General features: G+C 51.6%; 20 protein-coding genes and 1 pseudogene. 16 read left to right on the forward strand and 5 right to left on the reverse strand.

Going from position 1 to position 23,030, the window contains the following annotated elements; genetic code table 11:
* Window positions 1-4: 4 nt before the first annotated feature.
* Complete coding sequence (locus RAL90_RS06890; RefSeq protein WP_306253776.1) at window positions 5-868, forward strand: sterol desaturase family protein; 864 nt, start codon at window positions 5-7, stop codon at window positions 866-868.
* 41 nt (window positions 869-909) lie between these two features.
* The gene (locus tag RAL90_RS06895) at window positions 910-2,079 is read left to right on the forward strand and encodes a trans-acting enoyl reductase family protein (RefSeq protein ID WP_306253777.1); all 1,170 of its coding nucleotides are present in this window, start codon (window positions 910-912) and stop codon (window positions 2,077-2,079) included.
* Window positions 2,080-2,110: 31 nt separating this feature from the next.
* On the opposite strand, the gene RAL90_RS06900 is transcribed toward RAL90_RS06895, so the two are convergent.
* Complete coding sequence (locus RAL90_RS06900; protein WP_306253778.1) at window positions 2,111-2,737, reverse strand: glutathione S-transferase family protein; 627 nt, start codon at window positions 2,735-2,737, stop codon at window positions 2,111-2,113.
* A gap of 12 nt (window positions 2,738-2,749) precedes the next feature.
* Window positions 2,750-4,249: a phosphomannomutase/phosphoglucomutase gene (locus tag RAL90_RS06905; RefSeq protein ID WP_306253779.1), complete on the reverse strand. Its 1,500-nt coding sequence runs from the start codon at window positions 4,247-4,249 to the stop codon at window positions 2,750-2,752.
* Window positions 4,250-4,377: 128 nt separating this feature from the next.
* Here RAL90_RS06905 and RAL90_RS06910 point away from each other — a divergent pair, with 128 nt between their 5' ends.
* From RAL90_RS06910 to RAL90_RS06925, 4 genes are all read left to right on the forward strand, one after another.
* Complete coding sequence (locus RAL90_RS06910) at window positions 4,378-5,652, forward strand: NupC/NupG family nucleoside CNT transporter (protein WP_372340443.1); 1,275 nt, start codon at window positions 4,378-4,380, stop codon at window positions 5,650-5,652.
* A complete protein-coding gene (locus RAL90_RS06915; protein ID WP_306253781.1) occupies window positions 5,649-6,281 on the forward strand; it encodes a uracil-DNA glycosylase family protein in 633 nt (210 codons plus the stop codon). Before RAL90_RS06910 ends, RAL90_RS06915 begins: the two co-directional genes overlap by 4 nt.
* A 94-nt stretch (window positions 6,282-6,375) precedes the next feature.
* A complete protein-coding gene (locus RAL90_RS06920) occupies window positions 6,376-7,131 on the forward strand; it encodes a TonB-dependent receptor plug domain-containing protein (protein WP_306253782.1) in 756 nt (251 codons plus the stop codon).
* A 21-nt stretch (window positions 7,132-7,152) separates the two neighbouring features.
* Complete coding sequence (locus tag RAL90_RS06925) at window positions 7,153-8,544, forward strand: TonB-dependent receptor domain-containing protein (protein WP_306253783.1); 1,392 nt, start codon at window positions 7,153-7,155, stop codon at window positions 8,542-8,544.
* Window positions 8,545-8,611: 67 nt separating this feature from the next.
* Here RAL90_RS06925 and RAL90_RS06930 read toward each other — a convergent pair whose 3' ends face one another.
* Together RAL90_RS06930 and RAL90_RS16310 are read right to left on the reverse strand one after the other, a co-directional pair.
* The gene (locus tag RAL90_RS06930; RefSeq protein WP_306253784.1) at window positions 8,612-9,277 is read right to left on the reverse strand and encodes a lysozyme; all 666 of its coding nucleotides are present in this window, start codon (window positions 9,275-9,277) and stop codon (window positions 8,612-8,614) included.
* Window positions 9,278-9,290: 13 nt separating this feature from the next.
* A pseudogene (locus RAL90_RS16310) lies at window positions 9,291-9,416 on the reverse strand (glycoside hydrolase family protein); the annotation flags it as partial.
* 294 nt (window positions 9,417-9,710) lie between these two features.
* Between RAL90_RS16310 and dksA the strand changes: the two are divergent.
* Window positions 9,711-10,127: an RNA polymerase-binding protein DksA gene (gene dksA / locus RAL90_RS06935; protein ID WP_306253785.1), complete on the forward strand. Its 417-nt coding sequence runs from the start codon at window positions 9,711-9,713 to the stop codon at window positions 10,125-10,127.
* A 14-nt stretch (window positions 10,128-10,141) separates the two neighbouring features.
* On the opposite strand, the gene RAL90_RS06940 is transcribed toward dksA, so the two are convergent.
* Window positions 10,142-12,313 carry a glycosyltransferase gene (locus RAL90_RS06940; protein ID WP_306253786.1) on the reverse strand — a complete coding sequence of 724 codons (2,172 nt, stop codon included), beginning with the start codon at window positions 12,311-12,313 and terminating at the stop codon, window positions 10,142-10,144.
* 166 nt (window positions 12,314-12,479) lie between these two features.
* On the opposite strand from RAL90_RS06940, the gene RAL90_RS06945 reads away from it, so the two are divergent.
* The 9 genes from RAL90_RS06945 (at window position 12,480) to RAL90_RS06985 (ending at window position 23,012) form a co-directional block, all read left to right on the forward strand.
* A complete protein-coding gene (locus RAL90_RS06945) occupies window positions 12,480-13,385 on the forward strand; it encodes an exopolysaccharide biosynthesis polyprenyl glycosylphosphotransferase (RefSeq protein WP_306253787.1) in 906 nt (301 codons plus the stop codon).
* Between the two features lie 153 nt (window positions 13,386-13,538).
* Window positions 13,539-14,192 (forward strand): XrtA/PEP-CTERM system exopolysaccharide export protein, encoded by a 654-nt coding sequence (locus RAL90_RS06950; protein ID WP_372340444.1) that lies wholly within the window; start codon window positions 13,539-13,541, stop codon window positions 14,190-14,192.
* A 33-nt stretch (window positions 14,193-14,225) separates the two neighbouring features.
* Entirely contained in the window at window positions 14,226-15,749 is a 1,524-nt protein-coding gene (locus tag RAL90_RS06955; RefSeq protein WP_306253789.1) for an XrtA system polysaccharide chain length determinant, read from the forward strand.
* Window positions 15,749-16,645 (forward strand): AAA family ATPase, encoded by an 897-nt coding sequence (locus RAL90_RS06960; protein WP_306253790.1) that lies wholly within the window; start codon window positions 15,749-15,751, stop codon window positions 16,643-16,645. The genes RAL90_RS06955 and RAL90_RS06960 overlap by 1 nt, the downstream gene beginning before the upstream one ends.
* A gap of 4 nt (window positions 16,646-16,649) precedes the next feature.
* Window positions 16,650-18,416, forward strand: coding sequence for a TIGR03016 family PEP-CTERM system-associated outer membrane protein (locus RAL90_RS06965; protein ID WP_306253791.1), 1,767 nt, complete (start codon window positions 16,650-16,652; stop codon window positions 18,414-18,416).
* 28 nt (window positions 18,417-18,444) lie between these two features.
* Window positions 18,445-19,806: an ExeA family protein gene (locus tag RAL90_RS06970; RefSeq protein WP_306253792.1), complete on the forward strand. Its 1,362-nt coding sequence runs from the start codon at window positions 18,445-18,447 to the stop codon at window positions 19,804-19,806.
* A 1-nt stretch (window position 19,807) separates the two neighbouring features.
* Window positions 19,808-20,710 (forward strand): XrtA system polysaccharide deacetylase, encoded by a 903-nt coding sequence (locus RAL90_RS06975; RefSeq protein ID WP_306253793.1) that lies wholly within the window; start codon window positions 19,808-19,810, stop codon window positions 20,708-20,710.
* The gene (locus RAL90_RS06980; RefSeq protein WP_306253794.1) at window positions 20,707-21,789 is read left to right on the forward strand and encodes a FemAB family XrtA/PEP-CTERM system-associated protein; all 1,083 of its coding nucleotides are present in this window, start codon (window positions 20,707-20,709) and stop codon (window positions 21,787-21,789) included. Before RAL90_RS06975 ends, RAL90_RS06980 begins: the two co-directional genes overlap by 4 nt.
* Window positions 21,786-23,012, forward strand: a complete 1,227-nt coding sequence (locus RAL90_RS06985; RefSeq protein ID WP_306253795.1) for a TIGR03087 family PEP-CTERM/XrtA system glycosyltransferase — start codon at window positions 21,786-21,788, stop codon at window positions 23,010-23,012. Before RAL90_RS06980 ends, RAL90_RS06985 begins: the two co-directional genes overlap by 4 nt.
* Window positions 23,013-23,030 lie beyond the last annotated feature (18 nt).

Here is a 23,030-nt window from a genome sequence, read left to right on the forward strand (position 1 = left end):
TTGAATGATGGAACAAGCAATCGACTACAAACCGATTATCATTGTCATTCTGTTTGGCTTTGTGCTGCTGGAATTGTTGATCGGTACTTTTCATAACCGCGAAAAGATGAAGCCGGGGGACATCTGGATTGAGATTGTCGGCACGCTATCGCTGTTCCTGATAATCACGCCGTTTGCTTTTTACGTAACACCCCTATTATTAGAGGCTGTCTTCCCGGGCTCCGCAAATGCCTGGAGTGGTCTCCCATGGTGGTTGATGGTCATCGTGCTTCTGCTGGGGGATGACCTGACACAATACTGGTGGCACCGTACCTGTCACAGTGTACCTGCCTTGTATAATCTGCATCGCGCGCATCATTCATGTAACTATATGGGCGTACGCCTGACCTACCGGAACAATATCTTTTATTTCCTGCTCATCCCGTCGCTCTGGGCCGGGGCTGCATTGATCCATCTCGGTCTTGGCGCCGTTTACGCAGTTTATATCATCATCAAGCAGAGCATAATTTTTGGCGCTCATTCTACGGTAAAGTGGGATCAGAAACTTTACGCTATTTCCTGGTTGAAGCCTTTTGTCTGGGTGATGCAGCGGACGATTTCGACGCCCACAACACACTTTGCCCATCATGGCCTGAACAAGGAAGATGGCGTGACCAACTACAAGGGCAATTACGGGAATCTGCTGTTTTTCTGGGATGTGCTTTTTGGCACCGCAAAGATCAGCCAGACTTACCCGCCAGAATATGGCATCGAAAATATTCCGCAAAAAAACTGGAAACACGAAATGTTCTGGCCACTTTACACCGACCGGAACGAGACTGTTACAACCTCTTCAGAGACCGTATCTGAGCAGTCGCCTGCTGAATAAAATCCCACCAGAATAATCACTAAAGAAAAGAGAGAGAAACAATGAGCAAGGAATTTGATGTCATCGTCTATGGTGCAAGCGGTTTTACAGGCCGTCTCGTAGCAGAATATCTGGCAAGACAATATGGTGTTGGTGACAAGGTTTCCTGGGCCATGGCCGGGCGCAATGCAGACAAGCTTGCGCAGGTGCGTGATGAGATCGGTGCCCCTGATGATACGCCGCTGGTGACCGCAGATGCCGGGGATGACGCATCTTTGAAAGCGATGACCGACCGTGCGCAGGTGATCTGCACGACTGTCGGTCCATATCAGCTTTATGGCTCTGACCTCGTTGCAGCCTGTGCTGCCTCTGGGACAGACTATGTTGATCTATGCGGTGAGCCTGCATGGATGCGGCAGATGATTGATGCCCATGAAGAGACTGCACGCAAATCTGGCGCACGGATCGTTTTCTCCTGCGGTTTCGACTCTATCCCGTTCGACCTTGGTGTGTATGGCTTGCAGGCCCTCGCCAAGGAAGAGTTCGGGGCACCAGTTTCGCGCGTGAAAGGGCGTGTGCGCAAGATGCAGGGCACGTTCTCCGGCGGGACTGCCGCCAGTCTCAAGGCGACTATGGTAGCAGCATTTCAGGATCCGCAAATCCTTGAATGGCTCAAAAGCCCGTTCTGTCTGACGCCCGGTTTCGAAGGGCCAAAGCAACCAAAAGGCAACAAGCCTGAATATGATGAAAGCCTTGGCAGCTGGGCAGCACCTTTCATTATGGCAGCGATTAATACCAAGAATATCCATCGCTCAAATCTGCTGCTCGATCATCTGTATGGAAAAGATTTCATTTATGATGAAATGATGCTGACAGGCGATGGGGAAAAAGGTGAGCAGATCGCCAATGCCATTGCTGGTGATAACTCCATGATGGGTGATGATGCACCAAAGCCGGGTGAAGGGCCTGATAAGGCAGAGCGCGAGGCAGGTCATTATGACGTACTGTTCGTCGGAGAGGGACCAGATGGTAAGTCCATTCGCCTTGGTGTTACCGGTGATATGGATCCCGGCTATGGCTCCACATCAAAAATGATTGCCGAGAGCGCCATATGCCTGACACAGGAAGCGAAAGACACAGCTGGTGGCATCTGGACACCGGCACCCGCAATGGGCCGGCACCTGATAGAGCGTCTCAAAGCGAATGCCGGCCTGACATTTGAGCAGGAATAAACGTCATTGGTTTACTTTCTGCGATTGGGCATCATTCCTCAATCGCAGAAATCTTTTGCCAGGCAGGGTTCTGCTTTAATCTGTCAAAATATGTTTTGAGGTTATCCGGCGCATCATCAAACTGCCTGATAATCTTGAGCAGGTAGAGAATGTAAAAAATTGAGATGTCTGCCGCGGTGAAGCCTGACTCGCATAGATAGTCTTTGTCACCAAGACCAGCGGCCAGAAACTCAAGACATTTACGGGTTTCCTCTTTGCCCCATTCCGCGATTTTTGGAGAACGGTGTTCTTCTGGCAGCAGATAGCTATGGGCAAAAAGCATGATAACATACATGCCCATGCCGGACTCGCCAAAATGCAGCCACTGTGTGTACGGACCAAAATCAGGTGTATCAACGGCAGGTTTCAAGGATCCGGCATCGTATTTGTGCATTAGGTAATCCATGATCGCAACGGATTCTACCATCGTCATGTCGCCGTCAATCAGAGTTGGATATTTGCCAAGCGGGTTGATGGCCTGATATTCGGGTGTTTTTGCATATTCACGAGCCTTTGCCCGCGGAATGGTCTTGAGAGTGTAGTCAAGCCCCATTTCCTCCAGTAACCAGGCAACGCGTAGTGAGCGGCTCTGCGGAAAGTGGTAAAGGGTGATTGTCATTATGCTGAGACCTTACAGTTTTTGATTGAACGCACCGACTTCCGGATGCTGTGACAGTACAGCTTCCAGCTCGGCGAACATAGCATTGCGGTTTTCTTCCGAGACCGGGCTTTCCACGACCACGACCAGTTCTGGCTTATTCGAAGATGCACGGATCAGTCCCCAGGTACCATCCTCAACAGTGATGCGCACACCATTGACGGTGTTTACATCACGGATTTTCTGACCAATGAGGCTACCGCCTGCTGAGCCCAGTTGCTCAAAGTGCTGAACGATTTTCGCTACCACATCATATTTCTTCTCATCCTCGCAATAAGGAGACATTGTTGGTGACTGGTACGTCATCGGCAAGGAGCGCCGTAAATCAGCCAGTGTCTTGTCAGGGTTGCGATCAAGCATATTCAGAATGGCAATGGCCGCCACAAGTCCGTCATCATAGCCGCGTCCATAGGGCTGGTTGAAGAAAAAGTGACCGGATTTCTCAAAACCAGCCAGTGCGCCAATCTCGTGGGAATAGCGCTTGATGTAGGAATGGCCCGTTTTCCAGTACTTTGTCGTCGCACCATTTTCGATCAGTACAGGATCTGTCATGAACAGTCCTGTGGATTTTACGTCAGCCACGAAGACAGCATTTTCATGCTGCGCTGAAAGATCGCGGGCAAGCATCACACCAATCTTGTCCGCAAAGATTTCCTCGCCCTCATTATCCACCACACCGCAGCGATCTCCATCACCGTCGAAACCAAGAGCCACATCTGCGCCATGTTCTCTCACAGCTGCCTGCATGGCATGCAACATTTCGAGATCCTCCGGGTTTGGATTATATTTCGGGAAAGTATGGTCAAGTTCTGCATCCATTGGCACAACCTCAAGGCCGAGCCTTTCAAGTGCTTCTGGTGCAAACGCACCGGCAGTGCCATTGCCGCAGGCGGCGATGACTTTCATCTTCCGCTTGAAACTGACACCATCGCAAATGTCCGCGATATATTTTTCACGCAAGCCTTCAATATATTTGTAGGCTCCACCGTTTGCGGATTTGTATGCGCCGGTCAGGACAATCTCCTTGAGGCGGCCCATTTCTTCCGGGCCAAACGTCAAGGGGGCATTCACGCCCATCTTGACCCCGGTCCAGCCATTTTCGTTATGGCTAGCCGTCACCATGGCGACGCAAGGAATGTCGAGTTCGAACTGGGCAAAATAGGCAACGGGAGACAACGCAAGGCCGATGTCATTCACTTCAATACCGGCACTCATCAAGCCAACTGTCAGCGCTTGTTTGATGGAAGCTGAGTAGCTGCGAAAATCATGACCGACGACAATTCTCGGCTCTTTGCCGAGTTCTCGGATCAACGTACCCAGACCGGCACCTAGAGCCTGTATGCCGAGAAGGTTGATTTCTTTCTCAAAAACCCATCTTGCATCATATTCGCGAAAACCCGTCGGTTTTACCTTCGGCAGTATTTCATATTCCAGCGTATTCGGCTTAAGGTCTGTTTGCGGGGTTGGCAGCATGAAGGCTCTCCTGTAGCTCCGGCGTCTGGCGATGCTTAGCTGTGCTGTTCGGGCGGGGCAAGGCGTGCCGCCAGACTAATGGCGGCTCAGTTCCGGGGTAAGGTTTAAGAGGGTGATTGATCGTGGAAATTACTGAACTAGGATTGCGCGGGCAGAGCTTTCTTGGCCTTTTCGCCTTTATGGGGATTGCCTGGGCCCTGTCCGAGCGCAAGGGGCAGTTTCCTGTCCTTAATGCAGTCTCTGCCCTGATCGCACAGTTTGCTATCGCCCTGTTTTTTCTCAGATTCGAACCAGCCACGCAGGTTCTGGCATCCCTGAACGGTGTTGTGATCGCGTTGCAGCAGGCGACAGCCCAGGGCACCGATTTTCTGTTTGGTTATATCGGACGCAGTGACCAGATGCCTTTTGAGGTAGATGGCGAGGACCCGAACCTGTTCATTTTCACTTTTCAGGCCCTCCCGCTTGTCGTTTTTATCTCTGCCCTGTCGGCCGTATTATGGCACTGGAAAATCCTGAAGGTTCTTGTGAAGGGCTTTGCGTTTGCTCTGTCGCGTGTCTTTGGTGTTGGTGGTGCTGTAGCGCTGGCAGCTGCGGCAAATGTCTTTCTCGGCCAGACGGAGTCGCCTTTGTTGATCCGGGCCTATCTTGAACGGATTACCCGCTCTGAATTTTTCACCGTCATCACATCGGGATATGCAACCGTCGCCGGATCGGTGATTATCGTATATACGACGGTGCTGGAGAATATCGATCCATCCATTCTTGGTCATATCATTGTGGCGTCGATCATATCTGTTCCGGCAGCGCTGCTGCTTGGCAGGATTATGGTACCACCTGAAAAAGATGAAGTGCCAACCGCGTCGGACGCGGGTGACGGGCTTTCCTATGAGGGGTCAATGGATGCCTTTATGAACGGCGTTACAGAGGGCGGTAAGCTGTGGGCCAACATTGTTATCTCCATTCTTGCTTTTATCGCCCTGGCGGCTCTCATCAACATTATGCTGGCCGCCTTCATCCCTGATATTGGGGGTGCGCCGCTGACGCTGGAGCGTATGCTGGGATGGCTGTTTGCGCCGCTTATGTGGTTAGCCGGCGTGCCATGGGCGGAAGCCTTTGACGCTGGTCAGATCATGGGCATTAAAACAGCCCTGAATGAGCTCGTGGCGTATTTCAGGCTTGCCGGTGTTGAGGAAGGTGTTTTCAGTGCCCGGACGGAATTGATCCTGATTTACTCCCTTTGCGGTTTTGCCAATATCGGCAGCCTCGGTATTGTCATAGGTGGATTGTCCGGGCTGGTACCGAGCAGGCGGTCAGATATTATTGCGCTGGCACCCAAGGCCATGATTGCAGGTACGCTGACCACTCTGATGACGGGGGCAGTGATAGGCGTTATTTACGCGTGAGCCGACTGGGCAACCTGACCAGCAGTATGCGTGCCTGTACCGTTTGTGAGGAGCAGGGTCTGATCCCGGAGGCGCGGCCAGTCTTTCAAATCGGGTCCGGCGCAAAGGTCGGTATTTTCGGTCAGGCCCCCGGCAACCTCACACACCAGACCCGAAAGCCGTTCAATGATCCGTCCGGTGTGCGGCTTCGCGACTGGCTCGGGGTAAGTGAAGAAGCGTTCTACAATCCCTCTAAAATTACCATTGTACCCATGGCATTTTGCTTTCCTGGTTATGATGGCAATGGCCCGACGGGGAAGGGCGGTGATCTGCCGCCACCGCCGATTTGTGCGCAAACCTGGCGTGACAGCTTGATGGCAGAGCTTCTGCCACAACTGGAGCTTGTTTTTCTGATCGGCAACCATGCACAGCGTTGGCATCTTGTTTCAAAGATGGAACGCACTCTGACTGATACGGTCAGGAAGTGGCCTGAGCTTGTCAGAGATGCAGAAAAAAAGGGAAATACAGTGATGATCCCGTTGCCGCATCCATCCTGGCGAAACAACGGCTGGTTGAAGAAAAACCCTTGGTTTGAGACTGAATTACTTCCTGAAATTCGTGTAAGAATCCGCAAGCTGATAGATACGTGAGGCAAGAGATAGTCTATGGAGGTTTTGTAACTTAACACGGGGCGCAGGATAATACTATCCATTTAGTAGTTAAGTGAATTAGTGAGAGGGAATCATGTCGTCCAGAAAATATATACTTGCAGGTCTCGCAAGCTGCGTTTCATTCATTGCCCTGTCCGCTTCGGCACAGGAGGGCACTGTTCCCGACACGACGACACCGGAATCAACCAGCGAGGTATATCAGCCTGAGTTTTTCGACCGTTTTTCACCGAATACGGCTCGTGACATGCTGAACGAAATTCCCGGTTTCTCAGTACGCCGAGGTGATGGCGGGCGCGGGCTTGGTCAGGGGGGTACAAACGTCATCATCAATGGTGCACGCGTATCCGGCAAGCAGACTGACCCACTGGACATCCTGCAGCGCACGCCGGCGAGCAATGTTGTACGTATTGAAATCGTTGATGCAGCGTCGCTGGGGATCCCCGGCCTGAATGGGCAGGTTGCCAATTTTATTCTGGACAATTCAACAGTCAGCGGCAGTTGGGAGTGGAACATCAGGTTCAGGACGGGGGTAAAGCCGGACCTGTATAATGGCAGTATTTCGGTCAGCGGTGAGCGCGACATCATGTCTTATACACTCAGCCTGGAGAATGATTCCTTCAAAGGTGGCGCAACAGGTCGCGAGATCGTTCTCGATAATGATAGCAATCTCCTTGAGATCCGCGAAGAGGATGGCCAAAATTACGGTGAAAATCCCAGCATCAGCGCCAACCTGACTTGGAATCGCGAGAATGGTGATGTCGGTAATTTTAATGCACAGGCGTCACTGTTTCAGTTTGATGGCGCAGAAAGATCAGACCGCTTTCCGTAGGACTCCACTGAACAACCATTCGTGCGCGACTTCCTGAATTCCGAGGATGAGTGGAACACTGAAATCAGTGGTGACTACAAGTTTGATTTCCTGGATGGCGAACTGAAACTTATTGGTCTTCAGTATTATGAGAGCAGCCCGTTTCTCAGTCTGGTTACGACAAGGCGTCCGGGTGAAGATCCTACTGGCAGTACGTTTGAGCGTCAGGCTGACGAAGGCGAGAGCATCTTCCGGGCAGAATACAGCTGGTCGCCCAAGGAAGACCATTCCTGGGAACTGGGCGTAGAGGGCGTTTTTAACTTTCTCGAGATTGATGATGTTGTCAGTCAGCTGAATGACCAGGGTGAGTTTGAGGTCATAGATGAAACAATCAGTTTCTCTCGCGTTGAAGAGAAGCGTGCTGAAACAACCATCGCCTACAACCGTCCTCTTGGTGATAAGATTGATCTGCAGGCCTCTGTTGGTCTGGAGTATTCCGAGATTACACAGGAAAGTACATTCCGCCGGACTGTGACAGATCCTGACACTGGTCTTGATACGGTTGAACCTTTTGACGCCAGTCAGGAAAGAAGTTTTACACGGCCAAAAGGCTTTATTTCTGCGTCCTATAAAAAATCCGACAGTATGGATATCCGCCTCAAGCTGGAACGTGGCGTTGGCCAGTTGAATTTCTTCTCGTTCATTGGCTCTGTCGATTTGCAGGACGGCATTGACCGCGCCGGCAACCCCGATCTGGTGCCGCCGCAGTTCTGGAATTATGAAATCGAATTTGAGAAAAGATTCGAGAATAACAGCCAATTCACAGTTCAATTCTTCGCGCGCCAGTTTGAAGATATCGTTGACACCATCCCGCTGGAATTACCGGGTGCAGACCTTTCTGATCCAAACAGGGAGCGCGGGCAGGGGCCGGGCAATATCGAGGAGGCTGAACGGTATGGTGTCGATATTGATTCAACGATCAGACTGGACGATTTCGGCATCAAGGGCGGTGAGCTCGATTTCAGTTTCTTTTATCAGGAAACGAAGGTTGATGACCCGCTGACAGGAGTCGAGCGACCCTTCAGTGGTAATTCTGAGTGGTTCAGTTTTGTGGGATACAGGCATGATATTCCTGAGACTGATTATGCATATGGTTTCTTTGCGGAGTATTTTGAAGACTCGCCACAATTTGGCCTGTTGCAAATTAGCCAGTTCCAGTGGAGTGATCCCTTTATTGGAGTATTTGTTGAAGACAAGGATTTCTTTGGGATGAATCTGGAAGTGCGCGTCAACAATCTGGCGAATATTGGTGAGAAGTTTGATCGTACCTTCTTCGATGATTTCCGGGATGTGCCGGGTGTTACACAAACGAGTGAGCTGAGGGAGCGCCGCTTCGACCAGATTCTACGCATCAGTCTCAGTGATACGTTCTGATTGGGTCGCGACTAGCCGTCTGCTCTTGAACGACTGCTGCGCCCTCCCGGAAGCGTCTTGTCGGCCTCTAGCGGCGGTATCTGAACCAGTCGTCCACGCGGGCATAAATAATGTAAAGCACTGCGACAAAAATCATCACGGTGCCAGCCAGCTGAAAAACATCCTGATATTCTGACGCTTTGAAACCTTCCATGTCGATAAGGCTCAGCGCCGTGGAGGTATTCGTATGAGTGCTGTCACCGGTCTGGTTAAGGTCAAACGGTGCCCCATCTATGAAACTGGCGCCAGCGATAAGAGCGCCCGCCGCACCCGCCAGAACGGCGCCGGAAAATGTACGTGATGCCAGAATATTGTGACGGCGTGGCCTGTTTTCTATTGGTCGAATACTACTGGCATCAGCCGCTTCGTCGCCGGCTTCTCCAATACCTGAGGTTTCTAGAAATAGAGCGCGCTCAGCTGAGCGGCGTCGTACGAGACCGCTCATCTCTTTCACCTGCCGGTTGATAAGCGCCTTATTCCACCAGGACATTGCATTTGCTGCTCCCACTACGTCACCTTTGTTCAGGCGCCGCAATACAACAGATTTTTTGAAGGCAGGAAGGCCGATATTGAAAACAAAAGAGGCAAGCGCATCCAACTGGTTTTGGTCGAGTTCCACTTTGACGAGTTGAAGAATGCCAGCTTCTATGGATTTCGAGATCGCTGCGTAAGAGCTGTTCAGCGTCGGAAACATTTATCTCCCCTTGGGCGACGGCTTCGTCTCCTGTATGGCCATAACCGACCCGCCAGGTGCCTCCAGGGTCCATTGCCGGGCTGAGGTTCAACCCTTCAAAATGCCGAATCAAATCAAGCCCTGTTGAAGATATGTGCATCTCGTCACCCTCAAAGTCGCAAAAAACTATGTGTGAATATGACACAACTCGTCTTTTTGCGACACTGTAAAGCGCGCTTCTCTTGGGCAAGTGGCATGAGGGGAGACTATTTAATTGCCTGTTTTGCAGGACATGCTGCGCTGCAACACACAAATATTTGAATCCTGTGCCCCATTTGGCCCGAATTTGTCATGTACTTTTAATGCATTCCCGATATTGCACGCTTGTTGAATCGAGGTGCCTTGGCTAAAGACGCCATATAAACGGGACCGGACATCATAGGGAGTTTCGAGGATGTCAATTGCGGAGGTTCAGGAGTATCGTCCATCAGAAGACGAGCCGTTCATGAATGAGCGACAAGTCGAGTATTTCAGAAAAAAACTGAACGACTGGAAAGAGGATATTCTGCGCGAGAGCCGGGATACGCTCGGGCAGCTACAGGAAGATAGCCTGCATATGCCCGATCAGGCTGACAGAGCTTCCAGCGAAACTGACAAGGCGCTTGAATTGCGCACACGTGATCGCCAGCGAAAACTCATCTCAAAAATAGATTCGGCCCTGCGCCGCATTAATGATGGCGAATATGGTTTCTGCGAAGACACAGGTGAGCCGATATCTCTGCGACGCCTGGAAGCACGGCCTATTGCCACTTTATCGCTCGAAGCGCAGGAGCGCCACGAGCGTAAGGAAAAAGTACATCGCGACGACTGAACAGCGGTTAGTCGCTATGCATTTTTAGCATCAGATATCAGCTGGTGCAGATCTGTCGGTCGGCCAATGTCACCATTGAACCACTTCAGATAGCTGTCCGTAGTATCCAGAATTTTTTCAATATCAGTTTCCATCTGTGAGTACGGTGTTGCCTGGGGCGTCAGGGACGTTGAGTGAAGGCTGTAGACAAGCAATGGTGTTTCGTTTTCGCGCACAGCATGGGTCAGGGCCTTCAGGTCTTCGAGTTCGAAATTCTCCGGAGACAGCCTCAGGGGCGCTGTAGTCTTCTTCAAGAGGAGGGGCAACGCGCGCGCTGTTGGGGAGCCGGAAATGACTTTACGTGTTCGTTTTATCGAACGGCCACCTGTAACAGGAACACAAAGCAGGCTTTCATTGCCATTGTCAGCTTTTCGCCACCATGGAGTGTTGCCAGTCGCGGAGAAGTCCGGGCCGCCATCGTGCGACAGATCAAACCCGGCCCCCGGTGAAAAATCATATCTTATTCCCGCCTCGACAAGATGCTCATGAACTGTTGGCGACACACCGTAGCGCCCCGCACGGTGTGATATTGGCGTGAAGCCGAATACTTTTTCAAATGCATCAATCAAAGTGCGGAGCTTTTGCCGATGCAACGTCGCTGACAGATTGCACTGGTAGGAAGTTACAGCTGTATGTTCCCCCTCAAAAGGGGGTGTCACCCATGCATGAAGATGTAATCCCAGATCCGCTTTGCCTGTTTCATGCAGGGTTTTGAAATAAGCAACACTCGCTGCGTCCTGCATCAGCGGCCATGTAATGAAATAAAGAGGCTTGATTCCATTCCGGTCACACACAGACTGAAAACGGGCAATGTCCTCAGGCGGCGCGACCTTATGCGTTTTGTAGTCTGAATTGTCCCAGTCAAAAATTTCTTCGGTATCGACGGTCACGAGAAGGGACGGGCTTATGTCCGGCAACTCACATAGACGCTCTACTGACCAGTCAGGTGAAGCGATCCGTGCCATCGGTCTGTCGGCATGATTTTCAACAGTCTCGGAATAGAGTTGCATCACGCGATCAGATGTCTGGTCCCAGGAATAGCGCTCTGCGAATTTTCGTGTCTCAGCCCTGTCAGGCGGGTTGGCAAAAACTCTGTTCACAGCATCGGCGATGGCCTCGGGTGAGCGGGCTGAACAAACAACCCCTGCCGCCGGTGCCGTAATGACTTCTGCATTGCCCCATACCGGGCTGACAACACACGGTGTGCCGCAGGCCAGTGCTTCGAGAAGCACATTCGGCCAGCCCTCGCGGGATGATGCGAGAACCAGAATATCTGTTGCACTATAAATTTCTGCCAGGTCATGATGTGGCACAGCACCCAGAAAACGAACCCGGTCTGCACACCCAGCAGATTCAGCCTGTGCTAATAGAGCGGCTTTGTCAGGGCCGTCACCAGCAACCAGAAGAGTCACATCCTGCATGGCTGCCATGGCTTCTATAATCAGGTGGTGGCCCTTGCGTTCTATCAGGTGCCCCACAGAGAGGATGGTTTTGCCGGTCAGGTTAAGTTTTTGGCGTGTCGTTTCTCTGTCGACAGGTTTGAACATGGTCAGATCAACGCCGTTGCGCAAAACTTGGATTTTTTCCTTGGCAAGCCCGATCTCACCCATCTCGTCCTTCAGCGCCTGACAGACAGAGATACTTGCGGCGGCTATCGCAGAGGCTTCAAGGATCATGTCCCTCTGACGTCTGTATTGGGGGATGAGGTTGATATCGGTGCCGCGTGCCGTGATGACGACTGGTTTGCCGAACTTCTCCGCCGCCCGCGCGGCTGCCACACCATCAGGATAGTAGTAATGCGCGTCGACCAGATCGAAGTCCCAGCCATCATCGATCAGGCGCTGCATCTCTGCTTCAAAGCACCACTGAAGAGTATAGGCTGCTGCTGTCATCCCGATTTTGGGTGGCAGCATATAGCGCGGGTGACTGACTTCTATGCCATGGCGCGTTTCTGACAGCGGCGCGCGCGCATATCGCGCATATGATCCAAAAATGCCGGATTTGAACGGAAACCATGGCACAGGAGCAACAACGCGCAAATCAAGGTTGTGCCGTTTCTGGACATGGCGCAGGCGATTTTCCACGAATATGCCATGATGTGGATTCGCTGTATTGGGATAAAGAGTGGTCAGGCTGAGAATTTTCAAGGTTCCAGAATACCCGTATTTGGTGTTTCCCCAGTGTTTTGCTCGCTTTTTTGCGGTGCAAAAAGTTACTTGCCACTTTGTAGCGCACGTGTATTAAAGCGAGTTTAAGCATGGCATGCATCCTGCTTCTCACTGGTCAATAGTTTGATCAGCGGAGTAGGCAGGGATGTCCTTGTTTGATGGGGATTTTGGGGTGTTTGTCGAGGCGTTGAGTAATATCGACATGCTCGTGGTGGTATATGGTGGCCTTGCTGCCAGCTTTGCAGCTGCCGCGTTGTATGTCCTGACGCTGGACAGATCAGCGCAGGAAGCGGCCATGCTCGCATTTCCTCAGCGTAAGCGGATCATCAAAACATGGGTTGGGCGTCAGGCACTTTCTATATTTACCTCGCCAACAACCACCCCGGAGCACCTTCTGGGGCAGGTCGATCTCGATACTTTCTCCGTTGAGCAGGTTGCGCCAAATCCTGTTGCAACAGGTAGCTTGTGGGCGCGCGGTGCCAAAAGGGCCGTGGATATGAGCGCGAGCCTGTTGCTGGTGATTTTCACAGCACCGGTTCTTCTGCTTACTGCAGCGCTGATCAAACTGGAGTCTGCTGGCCCCGTATTTTACAAGCAAATCAGGGTTGGCCGGAATGGTCAGCATTTCAGCATTTACAAGTTTCGTTCCATGACCGTTGATGCTGAAAAATCAGGCGTTCAATGGGCCGCAGGCAATGATGCCAGGGTTACCCGCGTTGGCAGGTTTATCCGCAAGACCCGGATTGACGAGATCCCTCAGGCTTTCAATATTCTCAAGGGTGACATGAGTTTTGTCGGGCCGCGCCCTGAACGCCCTGAATTTACAGAAATGCTGGCAGCTGAGATTCCGCATTACAACGATCGCCATCTGGTTAAGCCAGGGCTCACAGGCTGGGCGCAAATTCGCTATCCCTATGGTGCCTCAGTTGAAGATGCGCGTCAGAAGCTGACTTACGACCTTTATTATATCAAGCATTTCAGTTTTGTGCTGGACCTCTTCATCATCATCCGCACCATCAAGGTTGCTGTGAAAGGTATTGGTAGCCGCTAGGCGGTGACAGCCTGTCTTAAGATAACAGTAAGGATGTCACCCCTATGCAGTATCAGGCAGAAATTGTATCAAATTGGACACAATATTAGGGCTGGAACCCGGGAAATAGCATCCGGTTACCAGGAAATTCGGGCAAGAGGTGAGTGCTGCATGATGAAATTTTTAACCGCAATTCCAAAACTCGCGGGACTGATCATGGTCTCGCTTATTTTCCTGAGTGCATGTGAGGGCATCGGCGGGAATGATTTGAGTTACGGGGACGGGCAGGAACCCCAGTCCCCTGATCAGTTACTGGCCTCAACGCCGGAATATCTGATCGGTCCTTTGGACCAGCTGCAGGTATTTGTCTGGCGCGCGCCGGAACTATCTACAGATGTTGTTGTGCGCCCGGATGGCCGTATCTCGACACCGCTTGTGGAAGACATGCTGGCAGCAGGTAAAACGCCGTCTGCACTGGCGCGAGATCTTGAAGTCGTGCTGGCTGATTTTGTGCGCACTCCTGAGGTGACAGTCATTGTCAGCCAGTTCTCCTCGACCTTCGATCAGCAGGTTCGCGTATTGGGAGAGGCGCAAAGGCCAGTCGCCCTGCCATATCAGGCTGGCATGACTGTTCTCGACGTGATGGTTGCTGTTGGCGGCTTGACTGAGTTTGCTGCTGGCAACAAGGCCGTTCTGATCAGAGGGCGCGGCAGTAACAGAAATTCCTATCGTCTGAAGCTGGATGACCTGATGCGCAAGGCAGATGTGCGGGCAAATGTCCCCGTAGCTCCGGGCGATGTCATCCTTATCCCGGAGAGTATTTTTTAATGTGGCAACAGCTTGGCAAGAGCGGAGACGGTCTTGATTTCACTATCTGATCTTCCCGAACCTCTGGTTCGGTATATCGTCGGTATGTGGCGGCAGCGCTGGCTGATCGCCGCTTTGACATGGGCTGTGGCTTTGCTGGGATGGTTTTTCCTGTTGATGGCGCCAGATGTATATACCTCAAGGGCGCAGGTTTATCTGAATACGGATACTTTCCTGCGCAGTTTCATCGACAAAACTGCTACTTCCGCTGATTTTGAGAAGCGTGTTCGGGTCATGCGCCTGCAACTTCTCTCACGTGAAAATATGGAGATTGTGGCGAAAAGTTCTGGTCTGGCTGCCGAACTTACGAATGAAACGGAACTGTCGCGTGTTGTGCAGGATCTCCAGAATGATATTTCTGTTGTGAATGAAGAGGGCCAGTATTTTTACATTGATTATGGCAACCACGATGCGGTTATCGCACAGCGTGTTGTCGACCAGGTAGTCAATCTTTTCATCGAGCAGGATATCGGTGCAGGTATCGTCCAGAGCCGTCAGGCTGTGGGCAAGGTTGAGCAGGAGATTAACAATCTTGAGCAACAGCTTGCAGAAAAAGACGAAGAAATATCGGAGTTTCGTCGTCAGCATGCCGCCGAACTGGCTGGTGATGACAGGACATTGCGGCAGCTCGATCTGCTTGAAAGTGAACTGACCAGAATTGATGATGCCCGCTACAGGGCTATCCGTAACCGGGATGAATTGCGGCGTCTTCTTGCCGCAACACCCAGAACAACATCCAAAGGTGAACTTGATACGCTCAAGATCCAGCTTGCCCAGCTAGAAAGTCAGTATCTTGACAATCATCCGGACATAATAGGGTTGCGGGCGAAGATAGCTGAACTGCAGGCAGGTGGTGCCGGGTTGCCTGACAATCCGGAATATCTGCGGCTCGAGACTACGCTGCGCTCTGTTGAGGGTGAAGTGCAGGAGCTGGCCCAAAGAAAGTCAAGGATTGAACAGGACATTGAGCGCTACACACTGTTGAGCGGTCAGGTGCCTGCGGTGCAGGCTGAATTGCAGGAGATGATGCGCAGCTACACGCAGGTTGAAAATCTCTACAAGGAGTTGCTTGGCCAGCAAAGTAGCCTCGCGATCACAGCCAATCTGAGTGAGGGCGGCGGTACGATTGAGTACAAGATATTTGAAGCGCCTGTTGTGGCGGCCGAGCCTAGTTCGCCACCCCGGGGTATTCTGACATTCCTTATTCTCTTCGCAGCAGCCGGACTTGCTGGTGGTATTGCCTTCCTGATTACGCATTTTGACACATCATACACGATGGCAAACCAGATGCAGGAAGCGCTTGGCCTTCCAGTGCTTGGAGCTGTTTCCCCGGTGCTTACGCCGCGTTACCGAACCGTGAAGCTTTTTGAACGTGTCTCATTGGGCATGATTTGTGCAGCGCTTGGCGCAGCAACGATTGCGTTGTTCTGGTATCAGATCATCTATGTGCCGGAGGGGCCGTCAGCTCAAAGCGTGGCAGCAGATAGCACTGACATCTATTTGCAGGAGGGGATATAATGAGTCTTGTGCAAAGAGCCGCTCAGAGTCTCCGGGACGGAAACAGTGCGCAGCGGGCAGGGGAAACAACGAAGCAAAGGAAACAGCGAAAAGCCGAAACAGCTTTTCGTCTTGAGGCTGAGCTGGATTATGGCCATCTCGCGCAGCAGGGATTGTTTGTCCCAACATCAAAGCCTGAGCGCCTTCCCCAGGAATTACGCGCCATCAAACGGCGCCTTTTGAGACGCCTGAAATATTACAAAAACGACCTTTCTGGCCGCAAAAGCAAAAGATCGATTCTCGGCGCCCAGTCACGTCGCCGCGTTCTCATGACATCTACCTCGCCAGCTGAAGGTAAAACATTTACGGCCATCAATCTCGCGCTCAGTCTTGCCATTGAAGACGGTATAAATGTGCTGCTGGTCGATACTGACATGCCGCGCCCGCGCGTTTTCAAATATCTGAATTTACCTTCTCTACCAGGCCTGAGTGACAAACTTCGCAAACCTGACCTGCCATTATCCGACATTGTGGTTAAGGTTCGCGGTCACTCTCTGTTGCTGCTGTCAGAAGGACAGCAACGTGATATTCCGCGTGATGTTTTTGAACGCGGTGAGATGGCGCGTGTCGTGCAGGAACTGACTACGGCGTATCCTGACCACTTAATTATTTTTGATGCACCGCCTATTTTGGCGGCGCCAGAGGCAGCTCTTCTTGCGCAACATGCCGACGAGGTTGTCTTTGTTGTGAAGGCCAACAATACGCCGGAGTCTGCGATTGCCGCTGCTCTCGAAGAAGTTCTGGAGTTTAATGACAGCATTTCGCTGGTGCTCAACCAAGCCCTGGTGCCTGGGAAATTCAGTCACTACGGATCATACGGAGAGTATTACAGCGACTCCAAAGGACAGGACGATTAACAGTATGCGTAATCCTGATGAATTTACTGCTGATAAACCGATGGCGCGTCATGATGCTGGGCACCTGTCCGTTTTCATTGCGGTATGCGCAATAGCTGGCATTGCTCTGCTCGCCCCAGAGGTGGCTTTGGCGCAACCAGTTGTCGATGAGCCGGCAGAGGATGAAGTTGATCCGTTTGCCCCTAATAACAGGTCAGGTTTTCTTGGATATTCCTTGAGTGTTTCACCGCAGTTGACATACTCAGATAACGTCACACTGGCCCCTGAAGGCAGTGAGAGCGAAGACGGTCTGGCCTCTGTCGAATTTACCGGTGGTTTGCTGATTGACCGGGTCAATTTTACCGGCATTGTCAATGGGCGTCTGGAAGTCGGCAGTTATCTTGATCCAGCCTCAGAGAACGGGCAGGAACTTTATGACCATTTTATCGTCGATCAGAATATCCGAAGCGCAGCAACGGCAGAATTTGTTGATAACCTTCTGTATCTTGACCTTGCCGCATCAACTGAACGTCGCGCTTTGGATGAGCGCTCGCAGTTTTCACAACAGTCAATTGCGGCCAACGAGAGACAGGCCACTTCCTATTCTTACAGTGTAAGCCCTTATCTGCGTACTGAGTTTTCAAACCGAAGTACTGTAGCGGCGCGGTATCGATTTATTGATGTCAAAATTGATGATGAGGATGCGGCGCAGGGCGTCGATAATTTTCTCAACGACTCGCAAAGTCAGGAAGTCGTGGCGGAATATACAAGCGGGCGATTGCTTGACAGGCTATCCTTTTCTTTGCGGGCATATGCTGCGCAAACGCAGGAGCAGGGCAGTGACGTGCTGCCAGAAGTGGATTTTGACCAGAATGCCTATTCAGGCAGCGTGCGCTACCCTCTAAGCCGTAAACTGTCAGCAGTCGGGACAATTGGGTATGACGATATTGATACCAACAACAACCCCGCATTTGATGATGATGAGCTTTCCGGGGTGTTCTGGAAAGCCGGTCTTCTGGCAACACCAGGCCGACGCACGCGGGCGCAACTGGAAGTTGGCGAGCGCTATGGCGGTACGTTGATTGAGGGGGCGGCAGAGTATATCTATTCATCCAGGCTGCGGTTCCGTGCAAATCTGAGCAGAAACTTCAACACATCTGCACAGTTGCAAAACGCACAGCAGGACATTCTGCAGGGCGAAACGCTCGCATTCTCTGAAGACCTGCGCCGCTTGCAGAACCTCACAGCGAGTGACGTTCTTGACCAGACACTCAACTTCAACAGTGATCTTCAAGACCTGACGCAACGTCGCTCCGGCCTTGCCCGGTCGAACACGGCTGATTTCGCTGTTGTGGCCAACGCGGGCCAAAACGATTTTACACTTCGTGTCGGATATGATGATGCCGATTTTGGATTTCAGGAAACCGAAACCATAAGTCTGAATGGTGCCTGGAACCGGCGTTTGTCCCGCAAACTGGATGCTTATGCCAGAGGCTCTTATCAGTATACGACTGCCAATGGGGGGGACAGTCTGGTAGATTGTCTGGCAGCGCTGGCAACTGATCCTGCAACAGCTGGCCTGCCTGATGCAACGCTGACCCAGCTTTGTCAGGATACCAGCATTCTCGACACTGACACTCAAACACTGTCCGTTCTCGGGGGCTTCGGTTACCGCGTTTATCAGGACATTTCAGCTTTCATCCAATACGGACATACAAACCGTTCGGCCGATAGTGCTACACTGGAATTTAAGGAAAATGCGATAACGATTGGTCTGACGTTCGATTTTTAACCGAGGATTAACCTCGCCGGGACCGCACATGATTGAAGAATACTTTAATCTCGATAGATCGCCATTCCGTCTTAGCACGGATGCATCCTTCTATTTCGACAGCGACCGGCACCGCAAAGTGCTGTCATACCTTTTGTATGGTGTACAACAGGCTGAAGGCATTGTTGTCATCACCGGCGAGGCTGGTGTTGGCAAATCTATGTTGATCGAACAATTCCTGCATGAACTTGAAACCGCCAATGTACTTGCTGCGGTGATCAGTCCAGGGCCTGTGAGCCAGGAAGAAATTCTTGAACATACCATGTCTGCCTTCCGCATAGATGCACGCGGGCAGGGCAAGGTCGCCAAAATTGATGCCTTGCGTGACTTTTTCACTGATCAGCGAGAAGAAGGTCGCCAGATTTTGCTGGTCATCGACGAAGCACAAAACATGTCTGCTGGTGCGATAGAGGAAATTCGGCAGCTTACGAACATTACCTATGGTGGATTGCCGTTGTTGCAGGTCTTTTTGGTCGGGCAGCCGGAACTCAAACGCTTGTTGGCGTCCCCTGATATGGAGCAATTAAGGCAGCGTGTGATCGCTTCGAGTGAGCTGCGGCCACTGACCGAAGAGGAAGTTGCCGCCTATATTTCTCACAGGATGTCGATTTCCGGCTTCGAGGACTCCACATCTCTGTTTACAGATCAGGCTCATGAGAAAATAGCCGAGGCAACAGGCGGAATACCACGCAAAATCAATGCTTTATGCCAACGTCTTTTGTTGCAGGCTGTGATTGATGAGAAGGATACGATCGACGGTGAGGTTCTGGCGACGGTTCTTTCCGATCTGGAGTCTGAGCTCGTGAGCCGTTTGGATGAAGAGCCAGAGCCTGCAGTGGAAACCGGCGCACCGCCCGTGCTGACGGAAGCTGATAACGTCGTGCCGATCAGGTCCGAGAACAGAGCACCAGCTGAGCCTGTATCTCATCAGCCTGCGCCGGTCCTGGCAAATATAGACAAGCTGATGCAGCAAGTGGCGGCAGAAGTTGATACTGACGATAAAGCGGAAAAAGAAACGCCAGATCTGTCTGCCATTGACGCCCATCCACCGCAGCCAGCGTCACTGGATGAGCTTGCTGAGCAGATCGCGAGCCATATGGATCATCCTGTAAGGGAAAGAGAAGGAAAAATGAGTAGTGACCCTGACGATCCTTTGAAATCAATCAAGCAGGAAATGCTTGAACTGGCAGAGGCCGCCCAAGAAACAATCCGGGGTGTTGAGAGCAATATCACTGACTTGCAGACACATATCAAAAAACTCGAATCCGTTCGAGGGCAGCGCAGCAGAATTTTACATACTTACTTAAAGGATTTTGATGATACTCTGCTGGAGCTTATCGGCGGAGAATAATGTGTCCGGGACAGTGCCAGTCTCTGAAGTCAATCCTTTGAAAACCAAGCCGACCACGCATGCCGTATCGGTTGATGTTGAAGACTATTTTCAGGTCTGGGCTTTGAGTGAAGTCATCAAGCGTGATGACTGGGACGTTATTCCACTTCGGGTGGAACGCGCAACCAAGACAGTACTCGATCTTTTTGATCGCACAGATACGAAAGGTACTTTTTTCACCCTTGGCTGGGTTGCGGAAAAAGCACCGGGACTGATCCGTGATATTGTTTCCAGAGGTCATGAAATAGCCAGCCACGGATACGATCATACAAAAATATTCGATCAGTCAGCAGAAGAATTTCGACAGGATATTCGCAATACCAGAAAAATTCTGGAGGATATAAGTGGCGAGCGTGTGAAGGGGTTCAGGGCGGCAGGTTTCTCTCTTGATGAACGCTCTCCATGGGCGCATAAAATCCTGCGTGAGGAGGGCTATGAGTATAGCTCCAGCGTTCACCCAATCGCTCATGATCATTACAACGCGCCGGACGCCCCAAGATTTGCCTCGCATCCTCTTGAGGACGACCAGGGTTTTTTGGAAATACCGGTTTCGACAACGATGCTTGCAGGGCGCCGTGTCAGTTGTGCTGGCGGGGGCTGGTTCAGGGCGATGCCCTATCATGTGAGCCGTTTCCTGATTGACCGAATGATTCATCAGGATAATCAGCCAGCTGTTTTTTATTTTCATCCCTGGGAAGTTGATCCGGAGCAACCAAGGGTTTCCGGCTTAAGCGGGAAATCCAGTTTACGTCATTATCTCAATCTCGACCGCATGGAAAGCAAGCTGGAGCACCTGCTGGGGGGGATGACGTGGCAGCGTATGGACCATGTGTTCGGTGTCGCGCGTCTTGAGGAGGCTGCATGAACGTCATGGTGAAGCCCGTTTCCGAAGAGCAGTCGATACAAAGGCGGGTTGATCTTGCCAGCGATACTCTTCAGTCCCGCTGGGATGCGTTTGTGAAGGCAAGTGCCGAAGGCAGTTTCTTTCATCTATATGCATGGTCAAATGTGATCCGTCGTACTTACGGACACAAACCATTATATCTGTATTCAGAGGATTCGGACGGACAACTAACCGGTATCCTGCCTTTGGTGCTTGTTAAAAGTCCATTTTTTGGACGCTCCTTGATATCCACAGCCTTTACGGTTGGGGGTGGCCTTATAGCATCGGATAATGCTTCACGTCAGGCGCTTGTCACCAGAGCACAAGAGATCGCCGCGCAGGAGAAAGTCGAATATGTTGAGCTGCGCGGCGGTGAGAAACCCGCTGGATGGGAATCAAAGTCTGAAGTTTATGCTGGCTTTGTGTCGGATATACCGGCCGATGCGGATGAAAACCTGAAGCGCATCCCGCGCAAAAAGCGCGCGGACTTGCGCAAGGCAATCAAGAAAGTTGAGTCCGGCGAGATGGAACTTGAGGTCACGAAGCAGACCGGGGAGTTCTATCAGCTCTATGCGGAGAGTGTCAGAAATCTCGGCACGCCTGTATGGCCAGAAAAGCTGGTAAGAAATATTTTGAAAGCATTTCCGGAAGACACAGAGGTGCTCGTCGTCAAGGCCAGCGGTCAGCCAGTTGCAGCGTTGGTCAGTTTCTATCATGGTGACACGGTGTTGCCATATTATGCAGGGGCCGGTATCGCAGCACGAAAGCTGCATGCTTATGATTATCTGTACTGGGAACAGATGCGCCGCGCGCATGATCAGGGCTATAGCCGTTTTGACTTTGGACGCTCAAAAGTTGGTACAGGCGCTTTTGCGTACAAGACTCACTGGGGTTTTGAGCCTGAGCCATTGACATACCACTACTATCTTGAAAATGCAGATACCGTCCCGGATATCAATCCCAACAACCCGAAATTTCGATTGATAACCAGGGCATGGCAAAAGCTGCCGCTACCGCTGGCGAACCGCCTTGGGCCGGTTCTGGCAGGTAATCTGGCATGATCTCGCCGAAGCCAAAGGCGCTTTTCCTCGTTCACAGAATTCCCTATCCGCCGGACAAGGGAGACAAAATTCGTTCATGGCAAATTTTTCAACTGCTCACGAAAAGGTTTGATCTTTATACAGGGTTCTTTGTTGATGATGCAGAGGATCTGCAATATGTGGACTTTCTGCGTACGCAATGTGTCGAGGTAAATGCGGTTACGTTGAGCCCGCGATTGGCTAGGCTGCGCAGTCTCTCGGGTTTGCTGACAGGGCAGCCCCTGTCTTTTCCATATTATCAGTCTGCACAAATGGCCTCCTGGTTGAAAAATATAAGGCAGCATCAGTTATCTGCGGAAATCGTATTTTCATCCTCAATGTTTCCCTATACGAACAAATCCAGCGCGCCAGTTTTGGTGGATCTGTGCGATGCCGATAGTGCTAAATGGTCAGCCTATGCAGAGCGGCAGGCTTTTCCCATGTCCTGGGTCTATCGCCGGGAGGGGAGGCTGCTGGGCGATGTGGAGGCAACAATCACGAGGGAGGCTTCAGCAAGTTTTCTGATTACGCCTGAAGAGGCTGAGATAGTCAGAACGCACCCGCAAGCTGCCCCGGAGAATGTCCTCACCTTCGGCAACGGTGTTGATATCGATTATTTCAACCAGAACGCAGTGCAGCCCGGCAACGTGCCACAACGTGATCTCGTGTTCACAGGTGCAATGGACTACGAGCCTAATATCGAGGCCGTTATCTGGTTCGCGGAAAATGTCTGGGGGCGTTTGCGTGAGCAAAATCCCCACTTGAGCTGGGCGATTGTTGGGGCAAGGCCAGGCAGCAGAGTACAGGCATTGTCTTCCCTGTCAGGTGTGACCGTTACCGGGCGTGTTGACGATATACGGCCATGGATCGCGGGGGCTAAAATTGCTATTGCACCATTGCAGATTGCACGAGGCTTGCAAAACAAGGTTCTGGAAGCCATGGCGATGGCGAAGCCGGTTATTGCCACTAGCGGTGCAGCAGAAGGCATTGGCGCTGCGTCCGGCCAGGATTTACTGATCCGGGATCAACCCGCAGAGTATGTTGACGCCATAAAAAGTTTGCTCGCGGATGCCCAAAAAAGGCAGAAGCTCGGCAGATCAGCGCGGGTTTTTATTGAAGGCCAGTTCAGTTGGGAAGCGCAATTAAGGCCTTTATCGCAAAGGCTTGACGCGCTTGCTGCTGCAAAAGACGCTGCAGTTTCCTGATAACCTCGAAATGGCTGA

Source organism: Parvularcula sp. IMCC14364, from assembly GCF_030758415.1.
GTDB lineage: Bacteria > Pseudomonadota > Alphaproteobacteria > Caulobacterales > Parvularculaceae > Aquisalinus.

Excerpts from the sequence above, each read along its gene's own strand:
- RAL90_RS06890 (WP_306253776.1), top strand. The coding sequence starts at position 5 with ATGATGGAACAAGCAATCGACTACAAACCGATTATCATTGTCATTCTG.
- RAL90_RS06895 (WP_306253777.1), top strand. The coding sequence starts at position 910 with ATGAGCAAGGAATTTGATGTCATCGTCTATGGTGCAAGCGGTTTTACA.
- RAL90_RS06900 (WP_306253778.1), bottom strand. The coding sequence starts at position 2,737 with ATGACAATCACCCTTTACCACTTTCCGCAGAGCCGCTCACTACGCGTT.
- RAL90_RS06905 (WP_306253779.1), bottom strand. The coding sequence starts at position 4,249 with ATGCTGCCAACCCCGCAAACAGACCTTAAGCCGAATACGCTGGAATAT.
- RAL90_RS06920 (WP_306253782.1), top strand. The coding sequence starts at position 6,376 with ATGTCGTCCAGAAAATATATACTTGCAGGTCTCGCAAGCTGCGTTTCA.
- RAL90_RS06930 (WP_306253784.1), bottom strand. The coding sequence starts at position 9,277 with ATGTTTCCGACGCTGAACAGCTCTTACGCAGCGATCTCGAAATCCATA.
- dksA (WP_306253785.1), top strand. The coding sequence starts at position 9,711 with ATGTCAATTGCGGAGGTTCAGGAGTATCGTCCATCAGAAGACGAGCCG.
- RAL90_RS06945 (WP_306253787.1), top strand. The coding sequence starts at position 12,480 with ATGTCCTTGTTTGATGGGGATTTTGGGGTGTTTGTCGAGGCGTTGAGT.
- RAL90_RS06950 (WP_372340444.1), top strand. The coding sequence starts at position 13,539 with ATGAAATTTTTAACCGCAATTCCAAAACTCGCGGGACTGATCATGGTC.
- RAL90_RS06960 (WP_306253790.1), top strand. The coding sequence starts at position 15,749 with ATGAGTCTTGTGCAAAGAGCCGCTCAGAGTCTCCGGGACGGAAACAGT.
- RAL90_RS06965 (WP_306253791.1), top strand. The coding sequence starts at position 16,650 with ATGCGTAATCCTGATGAATTTACTGCTGATAAACCGATGGCGCGTCAT.
- RAL90_RS06970 (WP_306253792.1), top strand. The coding sequence starts at position 18,445 with ATGATTGAAGAATACTTTAATCTCGATAGATCGCCATTCCGTCTTAGC.
- RAL90_RS06980 (WP_306253794.1), top strand. The coding sequence starts at position 20,707 with ATGAACGTCATGGTGAAGCCCGTTTCCGAAGAGCAGTCGATACAAAGG.
- RAL90_RS06985 (WP_306253795.1), top strand. The coding sequence starts at position 21,786 with ATGATCTCGCCGAAGCCAAAGGCGCTTTTCCTCGTTCACAGAATTCCC.